9 protein-coding genes are annotated in these 13481 nt (G+C 60.4%); 3 read left to right on the top strand and 6 right to left on the bottom strand.

Translation table 11 applies throughout. The annotated features are described in order from the left end of the window. Positions 1-217 precede the first annotated feature (217 nt). The 6 genes from fhuB to hrpB all read right to left on the bottom strand — a co-directional run bounded on the left by fhuB (position 218) and on the right by hrpB (position 11446). Entirely contained in the window at positions 218-2197 is a 1980-nt protein-coding gene (gene fhuB / locus PAG01S_RS17915; protein WP_062759500.1) for a Fe(3+)-hydroxamate ABC transporter permease FhuB, read from the bottom strand. Continuing rightward, the gene (gene fhuD, locus PAG01S_RS17910; protein ID WP_050679568.1) at positions 2197-3075 is read right to left on the bottom strand and encodes a Fe(3+)-hydroxamate ABC transporter substrate-binding protein FhuD; all 879 of its coding nucleotides are present in this window, start codon (positions 3073-3075) and stop codon (positions 2197-2199) included. The genes fhuB and fhuD overlap by 1 nt, the downstream gene beginning before the upstream one ends. A 10-nt stretch (positions 3076-3085) precedes the next feature. Beyond that, on the bottom strand, positions 3086-3880 hold the full coding sequence (gene fhuC / locus PAG01S_RS17905) for a Fe3+-hydroxamate ABC transporter ATP-binding protein FhuC (protein ID WP_060679487.1): 795 nt from the start codon (positions 3878-3880) through the stop codon (positions 3086-3088). 39 nt (positions 3881-3919) lie between these two features. Continuing rightward, positions 3920-6124, bottom strand: coding sequence for a ferrichrome porin FhuA (gene fhuA, locus PAG01S_RS17900; protein WP_062759499.1), 2205 nt, complete (start codon positions 6122-6124; stop codon positions 3920-3922). Between the two features lie 199 nt (positions 6125-6323). Beyond that, positions 6324-8864, bottom strand: a complete 2541-nt coding sequence (mrcB, locus tag PAG01S_RS17895; RefSeq protein WP_010671853.1) for a bifunctional glycosyl transferase/transpeptidase — start codon at positions 8862-8864, stop codon at positions 6324-6326. Positions 8865-8962: 98 nt separating this feature from the next. Continuing rightward, the gene (gene hrpB / locus PAG01S_RS17890) at positions 8963-11446 is read right to left on the bottom strand and encodes an ATP-dependent helicase HrpB (RefSeq protein WP_062759498.1); all 2484 of its coding nucleotides are present in this window, start codon (positions 11444-11446) and stop codon (positions 8963-8965) included. 36 nt (positions 11447-11482) lie between these two features. Here hrpB and thpR point away from each other — a divergent pair, with 36 nt between their 5' ends. The 3 genes from thpR to dksA all read left to right on the top strand — a co-directional run bounded on the left by thpR (position 11483) and on the right by dksA (position 13425). Beyond that, entirely contained in the window at positions 11483-12040 is a 558-nt protein-coding gene (thpR, locus tag PAG01S_RS17885; RefSeq protein ID WP_010671851.1) for an RNA 2',3'-cyclic phosphodiesterase, read from the top strand. Continuing rightward, complete coding sequence (gene sfsA, locus PAG01S_RS17880; protein WP_033756614.1) at positions 12018-12722, top strand: DNA/RNA nuclease SfsA; 705 nt, start codon at positions 12018-12020, stop codon at positions 12720-12722. The genes thpR and sfsA overlap by 23 nt, the downstream gene beginning before the upstream one ends. Before the next feature lie 247 nt (positions 12723-12969). Then, positions 12970-13425, top strand: a complete 456-nt coding sequence (gene dksA / locus PAG01S_RS17875; RefSeq protein ID WP_010254035.1) for an RNA polymerase-binding protein DksA — start codon at positions 12970-12972, stop codon at positions 13423-13425. Positions 13426-13481: the final 56 nt, after the last annotated feature.

Genomic DNA, 13481 nt, shown 5'->3' with positions numbered 1-13481 from the left:
TCGCTCGGCCCGCGCGATTACGCACCTCATCCATGAGGTGCGCCCGTTGCCGGGCCAACGCTTCGCGTTGTTCAAAAACGCTCCCGGCGTTTTTGTCCCTGGCGCGGGACGCTTTCCTCCTCTGACCCAATTTCCTGCGCATTGAGCTTCTTCGTTGTTGTCAGATTCACCCTACTTTGGATCTGGCCGGCGTCTGAAACCAGCCTGCTTTTTCCTCTTAACCTGAACGCCGCAGCAGCCAGATAAAGTAAGGCGCGCCTAAAAAGGTCGCCATCAGCCCGGCTGGGATCTGATCCGGGAATGCCAGCATTCGTCCGCACCAGTCAGCCAGCACCATCAATCCCGCCCCCAGTAATCCTGACAGCAGCAGTTGCGGCAACGCCCGCCGGAATCCCAGCATGCGCGCCATATGGGGCGCCATTAGTCCGACAAAACTCAGCGGGCCGATAGTCAGTGTCGCGCTGGCGGTCAGCGCGGCCGCCAGCAGCAGCAGACTCAGCCGCGCAGGCGTCAACGCCATACCGGCCGAGCGTGCGGTAGCGCTTCCCAGCGGCAGCAGCGTCAGCCAGCGACTGGCCAGCGGTGCCAGCGACACCAGCACCAGCGCGCAGATTGCGCTCTGAACCGCCTGAGTGCCGCTGATGTTATAGGTCGAGCCGGAGATCCAGCTTAGCAGCCCGCCCATACGCGGATCGCCACTCGCCAGCAGTAGCATCAGCAGGGTGACAAAGGCGCTGTTAAGCGCCATGCCCGCCAGCAGCATTCGTTCCGGCGAGAAGCCGCCCCGACTGGCTACCGCCATGATCACCAGCAGCGTCAGCGCCGCGCCCAGCGCACCGGCGGGCAGCAGCCAGGCCAGCGCATCGCCCGGCACAAAGAACATCATCATCACCACGCCAAAAGCGGCACCCGAACTGATGCCCAGCACTTCCGGGCTGGCCATGGGATTGCCGGTCAGCCGCTGAATCAGACTCCCCGCCACGCCCAGCATCAGGCCGGTCACCAGCGCGGCCAGCACGCGCGGTGCGCGCCACGGCAGCAGCGATTGCAGCATCTCACCCGCTGACCAGACCCAGCCCTGCGCATCACGGCCAAACGCCAGACCACCCCACCCCAGCAGCGCCAGGATGGCAAGTCCGGTCAGCGCCCAGCGCAGCAGGTTCTGTCGCTCGGCGGGCACCTTATCACCCTGATTCAGCGCGGGCGGCACCGAACCGGTGCGCAGTCGCGGCAGCAGCCACAGCAGAATCGGTACGCCGAGCAGCGCCGTGGCGGTGCCGGTCGGGATATCGCGCCAGTGAGTGCTGAGCCACAACACGCAACTGTCCGCCAGCCACAGCAGCAGCGCGCCAGTCAGCGGAGCCAGCAGCATCCGGGTGATGAGCCGTCGTCCACCCAGCAGCTTCGCCAGCAGCGGCGCAAACAGCCCGATAAAGCCGATGATACCGGCGACGTTGACCAGCTGTGCGCTGAGCAGGATCGCCAGCCCGAGGCCACCGACACGCGCCACGGAGAGCGCAAGGCCAAGGTTTTTCGCTACGCCATCATCCAGCCCCATCAGCGTCAGCGGACGCAGCAGCGCCAGCGCCAGCACAAACGCCAGCAGCAGGCGCGGCCAGAGTTGCTGCACATTTTCCCAGCTCATCTGATTCAGCGCGCCGGTGCTCCACAGAAACATGTTCTGCAGCTGATCGTGATTGAAGATAGCGAAGATTTGATTCACCGCGCCGCTGTAGAGGCTCAGCACCAGCCCGGCCAGAATCAGCGTTACCGGCGACAGACGTTTGCCCCAGGCCACGCCAAACACCAGCGCGCCCACCAGCAGCGCGCCACTGAGCGCGGCAAACTGCTGTGTCAGCGCCCCGCCCGGCAGATGCCACAGCGTCGCCACGGTAATGCCCAGCTGTGCGCCGGAAGAGACGCCCAGCGTGGTTGGCTCCGCCAGCGGATTACGCAATATCTGCTGAAACAGCAGACCGGCTAAGCCCAGCCCGGCACCCACCAGCAGCGCCAGTACCGTGCGCGGCAGCAGGCTGTAGTGAAACACCATCTGCGGCAGGCTATCGACCACCGGTGACCAGAGTGCCTGCCACCATTCAGCCTGTGGCAACGCCTGATGCAGATTGACCAGCGTCAGGCTGAGCGCCAGCAGAAACAGCAGGCTGAGGAGGCCTGCGGGAAACAGAGCATGGCGCATCAGTGCGTCTCCAGCGCGCGTTCCAGCACGCGAACAAAGTGCAGCGCCGAGAGCGTCGCACCGTAATACCAGACGGCCGGGACGCGCTGAAAGCGTCCGGTGCGAACAAACGGCAGCGACTGCCACAGCGGGCTGCGCATCAGTTGCTGCATCTCCGCATCGTTATCATGATCAAAGCAGATGACATCCACATCCCCGACCTGCGCCAGCTTTTCAATGCCGATCACCGCGCTGCCCCAGAAATTTGTTTCGCCCTGCCAGCCATTTTTCAGGCCCAGCAGAGTCATCACTTCCAGAAACAGACTGTTTTTGCCGAAGGTAATGGCGTGACGACTGTCGAGCAGCGACATCAGCAGGATAGTGCGTCCGGCATAGGGCGCCAGCCGCTGGCGCGCCGCCGCCAGCTGATCATCGACCTCGCGCAGATGCTGTTCCGCTCGCGCGCTTAATCCAAGGCGCGCCGCCAGCTGACGCAGCGATGCGCGCGCGGCAGTGAGAGGTTTCCCGTCGCCGCTGTGGAGGTCGAAGCCCATAATGGGCGCGATGCGCGTCAGTTTCTCTTTAGGCGGGCCGTAGCCGTTGGAGCAGAGGATCAGCGACGGCTGCATTTGCGCCATCAGCTCAAGATTGGGTTCGGTGCGCAGACCTACATCGATCACGCCTTCAGGCAGCGGCGGCTCCCCTACCCAGATGTTGTAGTTGTGCAGATCGGCCACGCCCCAGGGCGTGACGCCTAGTGCTATCAGCAGTTCGGTGGGTAACCACTCCAGTGCAATAATCCGACCCGGATTTGGCGTGGCGGCACGCAGGGGAAGCGCACAAAACAGCGGAGAGACTGCCAGCGCCAGCATCAGTCGGCGGCGATTAAAATCGGGCATGATCCTCTCCTTAACAGACAAAACTGACCGGCGCGCCACCCTGCGGGTGCGGTAAAATGCCCATCGGAATGCCATAAATTCCACCGAGCACCTCAGGCTGCATAATCGCCTCTGCGTCACCTTCGGCAATCATCGCGCCCTGACGCAGCGCCACCAGATGGTCGCAGTAGCGTGCTGCCATATTGATATCATGCAGCACCGCAATCACGGTTAAGCCGCGCTGCTGGCTCAGCGCTTTTATCAGCGCCAGCACCTCAACCTGATGGGCAATATCCAGCGCCGACGTCGGTTCATCCAGCAGCAGACAGCGGCTGTTCTGCGCCACCATCATCGCCAGCCAGGCGCGCTGACGCTCGCCGCCCGACAGGCTATCTACCAGCCGTCCGGCAAAGGCGTTAAGTCCGACCTGGGCAATCGCATCCTCTACCCGGTCGCGATCTTCCTGACCAAAGCGCCCCAGCGCGCCGTGCCAGGGATAGCGGCCAATCGCCACCAGTTCACGCACCGTCATCCCTTCGGCTGCCGGTAACTGCTGCGGCAGATAGGCTACCTGACGGGCAAAGGCTTTGCTGTTCCAGCGCCCGACGGGCTGCTGATTCAACAGCACCTCCCCGCTGCTGGCCGCGTGGTGACGACCCAGCATTTTTAACAGTGTTGATTTGCCCGAGCCGTTGTGACCGATCAGCCCGGTCACTTTTCCCGGCGGAAAGGTCAGCGACAGTGGCTGAAGGAGAGTCCGGCCCGGCACTTCAAAACTGGCGTTTTTCAGCGTAAAGGTCGCCTCTTCTGCGTGCGGATGCGGCATGGTTATCCCTGTGAACGGGCGCCGAAGCGCCCGGTTAAATCAGAATCTGAAGGTCGCGGTGCCGACAATCTGGCGCTCCGCACCCCAGTAGCAGGCGTATTCACGGTAGCAGCTGGCGACGTAGTCGCGGTCAAACAGATTGTTGACGTTGACGCCCACTGTCGAACCCGGCAAACCGAAACGACCCAGATCATATTTCAGCGCCGCATCCACCGTGGTGTAACCGGCAACTTTAAAGTTCTGGTTCTGCTCAGTGCCAGTGCTGTAAAGGCCCTGACTCTCACCGACATAACGCACACCCGCGCCCAGCGTTACGCCCGAAAGGGCTGTCTCGTGGAAGGTGTAGTCGCTCCACAGTGAGGCCATGTGCTTCGGCACCTGCACCGGCGTTTTGCCTTTGAGCTGGGTGTCTTCGGTATATTCCGCATCGGTGTAGGTGTAGGACGCCGTCAGGTTAACGTTGGCATTCAGCGCCGCTTTAGCTTCCAGCTCTACGCCCCGTGACCGGATTTCACCGCTCTGAACGCTGAAAAGAGTTCTGTCAGGATCGGGATCGGCAGTCAGGTTTTTGGTTTTGGTCAGCTGATAAAGCGCTGCGGTGAGCACCACCGGACGATCTTTCGGCACATATTTCACGCCCGCTTCATACTGCTTAGCGCGTGACGGATCAAATGCCTGACCGTCATAGGTCGCACCCGCATTCGGAATAAAAGCTTCGCTGTAGCTGAAGTAAGGCGCGATGCCGTTATCAAACACATAGTTCAGGCCGCCGCGCCAGGTAAAGGCCTGATCGTTCTGGCGATCAACGCTATCCGCCACCCGATCGTAAACCGAGTTCATGGCATAGTCGTAGCGGCCACCCAGCGTCAGCACCCAGCGGTTCCACTCCATCTGGTCCTGAGCATAGAGGCCGGTCTGACGCTGTTTGTTGAGATGCTGATAAGGATCGGCAAATGGCGTTACGCTGTTATCACCATATTGCGGATTAACCGCATTCAGGCTGGAGGCAGTGCCAAACTGTGCGTCGATATCATTGCGGGTACGCTGGAAGTCCACGCCCAGCAGCAGCGTATGATCAACCTGGCCGGTGGCGAATTTCGCCTGCGCCTGGGTATCGACCGCCAGTTGGTTGAGCTTCTCTTCTGAAACCGCCGAACCGCGCGTGATTTCCTGAGTCGCCGGCAGGAAACCATTGCCGTAAATGCTGCGGTAATCGGTGCGCAGGTCGGCATAACGCAGGTTCTGGCGCAGCGTCCAGGTGTCGTTAAAGCTGTGCTCGGCGTTATAACCGACCATTTTGGTGTTGCGTGAAATCTTGTTGCTCTGCTCGCCTTCATCAAAGTTGGTCGGCAGTTTGTACTGGCTGCCATCGGCGCGGGTGATCGGTACCACCGAGCCCTGACGCGGCAGCCAGCCGTAATAACCGGTTTCTGGCTCGTTCTGGAAATAGGTCAGCAGGTCAATGCGGGTGCGATCGTCGGGACGCCAGCTGAAAGCCGGTGCGATGGTGTAGCGCTTCTCTTTGTTCATCGCCTGCTGCGCATCCTGACTGCGCGCCTGGCCGGTCAGGCGATAGCTGTAGACGCCGTCGTCGTCCAGCGCGCCGCCAAAGTCAAAGCCGGTCGAGAAGAGGTTATCGTTGCCCATCTGGAACTGCACTTCGCGCAGGGTTTCCTGGGTCGGACGCTTACTCACCAGCGAGACCACGCCGCCGGGATTGCTCTTACCGTAGAGCACCGAAACCGGGCCGCGCAGCAGTTCAGCGCGTTCCAGGAAGTAAGGATCGATGGCAAACTCAGAGTAGTTATCACCCTGCAGTTTCAGACCATCCAGATACTGATTGGTGTTGGTTTCGCTGAAACCGCGAATCGACAGCGCATCAATCACGTCTGAGCTGCCCCGGTTACCGGTCAGCACGCCAGGCGTGTAGTTAAACGCCCCTTTCACGCTGGTTACGTTACGCATCTCCATCTCTTCACGGGTGACCACGGAGATGGACTGCGGATTTTTTTCAATGGGGGTATCAGTTTTGGTCCCGGTGGCGCTGCGTTTCGCTGCCACGGTGGGTGCTGGTCCCCAGGCGCTTTCCGCCTCGACGCCGCTGCCGCCATCAGCCGAGACGACCATCGTCTCCGCCTGCGCGGCGTAAAGAGAGGAGCTCAGGCTCAGTGAGATCATGATGCCCAGAAGCGGTCGGGAAAATGTTTTTTTGGTGTTGTCAGAAAAAGTCGTTCGCGCATTCATAAAAGTGTCTCTTAACAATAGGCTCAGGCAGGCGAATCGAAACGATAATGATTATTATAACGCTTAGATAATATGCGAAATTCAGCAGGCACTGCAAGCAGAAATCCCAGTAGTGACGCCGTTTGCAGGCCGATTGACGCGTATTGATCAGGAACAAAAAAAGGGCGCCGAAGCGCCCTTTTTAACCTGTCTGACTGATTTATTTGCCAAACATATCTTTTATCCACCCTGCTACGCCGTCGCTATCTTTCTGCTCCTGCTGTTGCTGGGCCGGTTGTTGCGGCTGCTGCTGTTGCTGTTGTTGCTGCTGCTGATCGAAGAGCTGTTGTTGCTGCTGAACCTGCTGCTGCTGTTGCTGACACAGCGCATTCGGATCCAGCGCCCACACTGGCAGAGAACGCCAGGTGCTGCTGCCCGTGCCGCAGACAAAGTTACCGGCAGAATCCACATTCATCAGCGACACATCTTCCGGCGGCGTCAGCTGTAACGGCATCGGGGCCTGAATGTCCAGGTAGCGACGGTAGAGCTGCATCGCGCCGCTGGCACCATAGAGTTTGGTCGGCTGGTTGTTATCGCGTCCCACCCAGGTGATCGCCACTTCTTTGCCATCAATACCGGCAAACCAGCTGTCCACCAGATCGTTGGTAGTACCGGTTTTGCCCGCCAGATGCGCATTCGGGAAACGCGCGCCCAGCGCACGGGCGGTACCGTGGTCAGCTACCTGTTGCATGGTGTAGAGCGTCAGATAAGCGGCCTGCGCCGGCTCAACACGCTGCGCCTGCGGATAGCTCTGATAGAGCACGCTGCCATCTTCCGCAATCACCGAACGCACCGCTGACAGCGACGCGCGGTTGCCGCCGCTGGCAATCGACTGGAACGCCTGAGCCACTTCAACCGGCGTCAGGTTTAAGGCACCCAGCAGCATCGATGGCACCGGATGCAGCTGCTCTTTCGGCACGCCCAGCTTGTTCCAGGTATCCACCACCGCATCCAGCCCCAGCGTCATGCCGAGGTTTACGGTCGGCACGTTCATTGAGTTGGTCAGCGCATCCACCAGCATCACTTTGCCGCTGAAGCGACGATCGTCGTTCATCGGTTTCCAGATGCTGCCGTTTGGCTGTTTCAGCGCAATCGGTTCATCGGCGATCCAGCTGTTCAGCCGGTAGCTGTTTGGCTGACTCAGCGCGGTCAGGTAAGTCGCCGGTTTCGCCAGTGAGCCGATAGAGCGGCGTGCCTGCAGCGCACGGTTGTAACCCGCATACTGTGGATCGGCACCGCCGACCATGGCGCGGACTTCACCGCTGAAACGGTCAACCACCACCATCGCGGTTTCCAGATCTTTCAGACCACGCTGTTTTTTCAGCGTCGGAATGCCATCGATCACCGCCTTTTCGGCCGCATCCTGCGACACCGGATCCAGCGTGGTGAAGATTTTCACCCCGGAGAGATCTTTCACCTTGTCGCCCAGTTTCGCCTGAAGCTCGTTACGCACCATCTGCATAAAGGCCGGCTGCGGCGTAATCACGCCGCCTTTTGGCTGCACGCCCAGCGGACGGGCCGACAGCATGTCATACAGCTCCTGGTCGATCACTTTCTGCTGCTGCAACAGGCGCAGCACGAGGTTGCGTCGTTCCAGCGCCAGTTTCGGGTTACGCCACGGATTATAGAGCGACGCGCCTTTCACCATGCCGACCAGCATCGCCTGCTGATCCAGACTCAGCTCATCAACCGGACGGCCAAAGTAGTAGAGGCTGGCCAGCGGGAAACCGCGGATCTGATCGCTGCCAGCCTGACCGAGATAGACCTCGTTCAGGTAGAGCTCCAGGATGCGATCTTTGCTGTAGCGCGCATCCATGATCACCGCCATGTAGGCTTCACGCGCTTTACGCCACAGCGAACGCTCGTTGGTGAGGAACAGGTTCTTCACCAGCTGCTGCGTCAGCGTACTGCCGCCCTGCACCGCTTTCCCGGCCGTGATGTTCGCCAGGAAGGCGCGGCCGATGGAGTAAGGGCTGATGCCATCATGCTCATAGAAATGGCGATCTTCGGTGGCGATCAGCGTATCGACCAGCAGATCCGGGAAACCGGCGCGCGGTACGAAGAGTCGCTGTTCACCGTTCGGCGACTGCAGCATGGTGATCAGGCGCGGATCGAGGCGGAAAAAGCCAAAATCACGACCGGTTTCAAGGTTTTTAATCTCGCTCAGCTCATCTTTACTGAAGCTCATGCGCGCGTGGATCTGCCCCTCTTTACTGTCGGGGAAATCAAACGGGCGACGCAGCAGATCGATGGTGTTGCCCTTCACCGAAAACTCGCCAGGGCGGGTAATACGGGAGACTTCGCGATACTGAGTACCTTCCAGCAGCGCCACCATTTCACTTTTGTTGTAGGCCATGCCGGGTTCCAGGCTGACCATGCGGCCATAGACGGTGGCGGGCAGTTGCCACACTTTACCGTCAATCCGGCTGCGAATTTCCGAGTCGAGGTAGATGCCCCACGCGGCCATGACCACCACAAACACCAGGAACAGTTTGATTACCCATCCCAGCCAACGGCGTTTGCCGCGCGGCGGTTTTCCACCTTTACCTTTACGTGGCACCGGCGCTTCCTCCTCGTCATCATTAAAATCGTCCTGATCGATATCCTGTTCGATATCCCTGCGTCGTCCCCGGCCCGCACTGCTGCGCGGCGGCAACGGTTTACCTTTGCGCCCTATTGGTTCGCGATCGTTCCCAGACATTACTTTTCTTCTCCAGGCAGTGCTTACGGCAGCGCCGCTACTCTAACTGCTTTCTCGCGTGCCGCATGGCAGAACCCTCTGAATTCGATCCAGCGGACTCAACCCTGCGGGGACATTTTTTTGGTTCGCCTTGTTGGCAAGGCGGTGGCCGGATCCTCGGGCCAGGGATGTTTAGGATAACGTCCCTTCATCTCTTTCCTGACCTCCGGCCAGGCACCGCGCCAGAACGCCGCCAGATCGCGGGTGATCTGCAACGGGCGCTGGGCGGGCGATAACAGCTCCAGCACCAGCGGAATTCGTCCTTCCGCCACGGTGGGATTCTGCGCCTCGCCAAACATCTCCTGAATCCTTACCGCCAGCGCGGGCGGCTTCTCCGCATCGTAGCGGATTGGCAGCCGGCTTCCGGTGGGCACAGTGTAATGAGTTGGCAGCACAGTATCCAGCCGCTGACGCTGTGACCATGTGAGTAAATGTAAGAGTGCCGTGGTCAGGTTCACCGCCTGCAGGCTGCGGAGATCGCGTACCGCTGACATCTGCGGCAACAGCCACTGCGGCAGGCTCTCAAGCAGGGTTTCATCGTCGGTCGCGGGCCAGCTCTCTTCCGGCAGCCACCGGGCCGCACACTGGATGCGCAGGCGCAGCTGTTCGGCCTCCGGCGTCCAGCCCAGTACCGACAGACCTTTTTCGGCGATCCAGCGCAGCATGGCCGCGTGCAGCACCTCCGGTTCCGGGCGCGCCATCGGCTGGGTTTTCAGTATCAGCGCGCCAATCTGCTCACGTCTGAAAGCACGCAGCGTGCCTTTCTCTTCGTCCCATTCCACTTCGGTCCGGCGCTCAATCAGGGCGGGCTGCTGCTGGCACAGCGTTTCAATATCGACCGGCAGTGCCAGCAACATCCGGGCATCCGGTGTGGCACTGCCCTGCAACAGAGCAGGCGCAATCAGCCATTCATTACGCGTCAGGCCATCCTGCTCATCGAGTCTGGCGCCCAGCCCGTTGGCCAGCTGATAGCGACCACTCTGATCGCGTCGCCGCGCCAGCCGATCGCCAAAGCCCACCGCCAGCAATCCGGCGAAACGATCTTCATCGATGCGCCCGCCACGGATTTTAAGCCGCTGCTGCCACTGCTGCGCCCGCCGCTGCCATTGCGCCTGCAGCCGATGCAGCGCATCACGCAGGTCGGCGCTGCCGCTGCGGGGAGGATCTTCCAGAATCGCCACCAGCAGCGCGGCGCTGGCGACCGCATCCGGCTCATCGCCTGCGGCACACAGTATGGCGGCGAGTCGGGGATCGCATCCCAGCTGCGCCATGCGCCGTCCCAGCGTGTTGAGCAGGCCGTTGTTGTCCAGTGCTCCCAGTCGGGTCAGCTGCTGCTGCGCCGCATCCAGATTTCTGGCGGGCGGCAGATCCAGCCACTGCAGCTGTTGCGGCTGGGTACAGCCCCACTGCAGCAGATCCAGCCACAGTGACGAGAGATCGCTGTTAACGATTTCCGGTTCGCTCTGCGCCGCCGCTCGTGATGCCTGCTCCTGCGGCACCAGATGCAGGCAGAGCCCCGGCATCAGTCGCCCGGCGCGACCCGCTCGCTGGATCATCGATGCCTGGCTGATTCGCTGGGTCTGCAGACGCGTCACGCCGCTGCGGGCGTCAAACAGAGCGCTGCGTTCCAGCGCACTGTCGACCACCAGCCGAATCCCCTCAATGGTCAGGCTGGTTTCGGCGATATTGGTGGCAAGCACCACTTTGCGGCGGCCGTCGGCGGCAGGCAGAATTGCCCGGCGCTGCGCCGCCAGCGGCAGTGCGCCATAGAGCGGCGTCAGATCAACGTCGTCACTGATGCGTGATTCCAGCTCGCGCTTCACCCGTTCGATCTCCGCCACACCCGGCAGAAACAGCAGCAGCGAACCGCTCTCATCCCGCAGCAGCTGGGCGACTTCACGCGCGACCGCCTCTTCAAAACGCACATTCTGATTCAGTGACGCGTAACGCCGCTCAACCGGATAGCTGCGCCCTTCTGAGACGATCAGTGGCGCATCCGGCAGCAGCGCCGCCAGCCGGGCGTTGTCCAGCGTGGCGGACATCAGCATGATTTTAAGGTCGTCGCGCAGCCCCTGCTGTACATCAAGCAGCAGCGCCAGCGCCAGATCGGCCTGCAGGCTGCGCTCGTGAAATTCATCGAGGATCACCAGCGACACGCCTTCCAGCATCGGGTCGTGCTGAAGCATGCGCGTGAGCATGCCTTCGGTCACCACTTCCAGCCGGGTCTGTGGCCCGACGCAGCTTTCGCCACGCATCCGGAATCCCACCGTGCCACCCGGCTGCTCGCCGAGTTGCTCCGCCAGCCGCTGCGCCACATTACGCGCCGCCAGCCGACGTGGCTCCAGCATGATGATCCGTCCTGGCAGCGCCGCCTGCTGTAACAACTGCAGCGGCAGCCAGGTCGATTTGCCTGCCCCCGTGGGCGCGGCCAGCAGGATTTGTGGGGCGTCACTCAGCGCCGCCAGGATGTCAGGCAGCACCGCGCTGACCGGTAAATCGCTCACAGCAAACTCCGCTTCTGCCTGTGCTAAGATGGCGCGCATTGTAGCATCCATCCGTGATATTTGCCGGAGAGCGCCATGGCGACACAACGCTTATTTTTTGCCATCAGCCTGCCTGACGAGATGCAGCAAGAGCTGGTGCGCTGGCGGGCCGATACCTTTCCTGCGGAGGCGGGCCAGCCGGTGGTCGCGGCGAATCTGCACCTGACGCTGGCGTTTCTGGGTGAAGTTGCGCCGGAAACCTCACAGCGCCTGCAGACGCTGGCCTCCCGTATTGTGCAGCCCGGTTTTGATCTCGACCTTGATGATGCCGGACACTGGCCGCGCCCCGGCGTGGTCTGGCTCGGCTGCCAGCGCGCGCCACGCGGTCTGTTGCAGCTCGCCAGCCTGCTGCGGGCCCAGGCCGCCCGGCATGGCTGTTACCAGAGCCCCCAGCCGTTTCATCCGCACATCACGCTGTTACGCCACGCCACGCAGCCGGTGACGTTACCGCCGCGCGGCTTTCACTGGCGTTTTCGCGTCTCTACCTTTTCTCTGTTCGCCTCTGAATATGCCCGGGGCCGCACCCGCTATCGCGCCCTGGCTAGCTGGCCATTACATTCTCAGGATCCACATGCACTTCTCTCCGCCCCTTAAACCCGCCCGTCTGATTGCCCGTTACAAACGTTTTTTGGCCGATGTGGTGACGCCAGAGGGCGACGTTCTGACGATTCACTGCGCCAATACCGGCGCCATGACCGGCTGCGCCACGCCGGGCGATCGGGTCTGGTATTCGACGTCCGACAGCCTGACGCGCAAATACCCCCACAGCTGGGAGCTGACCGAAACACAACAGGGCCACTGGATCTGCGTGAATACGCTGCGCGCCAACCAACTGGTGGCTGAGGCGCTGGAGCAGGAACGGCTGCCGGCGCTGGCCGGTTATACGCATCGTCAGGCGGAAGTGAGATATGGCACTGAAAAAAGCAGAATTGATTTCCTGCTCAAAGCAGAGGCCCGGCGCAACTGCTATATTGAGGTGAAATCCGTAACCCTTCTACATGAAGGAAAAGGGTATTTTCCGGATGCGGTGACGATTCGAGGACAGAAACACCTGCGTGAACTGGCGACAGTTGCGGCAGAGGGTCATCGGGCCGTTTTGTTGTTTGCCGTTTTGCACTCGGGGATTGAGGACGTTTCTCCGGCACGTCACATTGATGTGGCGTATGCAGAACAACTGGCTCAGGCGCAGCAGGAGGGCGTAGAGGTTTTAGCGTATCAGGCAGACTTATCGGCGGAGGGAATGTTTCTTAAATCGCCGATCAACGTAACCTTGTAATATCTTTTGCAATTTTATGTGTTAAGAATGTTCTGAGCTAAGGGCCAACTACGCTGTTCCTCACAGGCTTGTCAAGGTGTGTTCATGAAGAATTGCCAACCCTGACTGCTTCTGTTATTTATAGCGGCCTGTTTTTTTCCCCAATGGGGGATCGATGTACCCCGCAGACGTCAAATGCAGGCTGGCAGCAAGGCCCCTGCGAGACGAATTTCGAAGGGTATAGTGCGTGTTATCCAGGAGAAGCAACATGCAAGAAGGTCAAAACCGTAAAACATCGTCCCTGAGTATTCTCTCTATTGCTGGCGTCGAACCTTATCAGGTGAAGCCTGGCGAAGAGTATATGAATGATGCGCAGCTGACCCATTTTCGCAAGATTCTGGAAGCCTGGCGTAATCAATTACGGGACGAAGTCGATCGTACCGTTTCTCATATGCAGGATGAAGCCGCTAACTTCCCGGACCCGGTTGACCGTGCCGCGCAGGAAGAGGAGTTCAGCCTGGAGCTGCGTAACCGCGATCGCGAACGTAAACTGATCAAAAAGATCGAGAAGACGCTGAAGAAAGTTGAAGATGACGACTTCGGCTATTGCGATTCCTGTGGCGTTGAGATTGGTATCCGCCGTCTCGAAGCCCGTCCTACTGCCGATCTCTGCATCGACTGTAAGACGTTAGCAGAAATTCGTGAGAAACAAATGGCCGGCTGATGCCGCGTCCAGCCTGTTACCACGCAGTGGAACAACTGCTGTTTTGTCCGCTGCGT

It is taken from the genome of Pantoea agglomerans NBRC 102470 (assembly GCF_001598475.1).
In the GTDB taxonomy this organism is placed as follows: Bacteria; Pseudomonadota; Gammaproteobacteria; order Enterobacterales; family Enterobacteriaceae; genus Pantoea; species Pantoea agglomerans.
Note: the sequence above shows the minus strand (reverse complement) of the source record. Positions and strands in the feature narration are given on the sequence as shown.

What these genes read in the sequence shown, in the direction of transcription:
- mrcB (WP_010671853.1), bottom strand. Translation starts at nt 8,864, where the DNA reads ATGTCTGGGAACGATCGCGAACCAATAGGGCGCAAAGGTAAACCGTTG.
- fhuB (WP_062759500.1), bottom strand. Translation starts at nt 2,197, where the DNA reads ATGCGCCATGCTCTGTTTCCCGCAGGCCTCCTCAGCCTGCTGTTTCTG.
- dksA (WP_010254035.1), top strand. Translation starts at nt 12,970, where the DNA reads ATGCAAGAAGGTCAAAACCGTAAAACATCGTCCCTGAGTATTCTCTCT.
- fhuC (WP_060679487.1), bottom strand. Translation starts at nt 3,880, where the DNA reads ATGCCGCATCCGCACGCAGAAGAGGCGACCTTTACGCTGAAAAACGCC.
- fhuD (WP_050679568.1), bottom strand. Translation starts at nt 3,075, where the DNA reads ATGCCCGATTTTAATCGCCGCCGACTGATGCTGGCGCTGGCAGTCTCT.
- thpR (WP_010671851.1), top strand. Translation starts at nt 11,483, where the DNA reads ATGGCGACACAACGCTTATTTTTTGCCATCAGCCTGCCTGACGAGATG.
- hrpB (WP_062759498.1), bottom strand. Translation starts at nt 11,446, where the DNA reads ATGCGCGCCATCTTAGCACAGGCAGAAGCGGAGTTTGCTGTGAGCGAT.
- fhuA (WP_062759499.1), bottom strand. Translation starts at nt 6,124, where the DNA reads ATGAATGCGCGAACGACTTTTTCTGACAACACCAAAAAAACATTTTCC.
- sfsA (WP_033756614.1), top strand. Translation starts at nt 12,018, where the DNA reads ATGCACTTCTCTCCGCCCCTTAAACCCGCCCGTCTGATTGCCCGTTAC.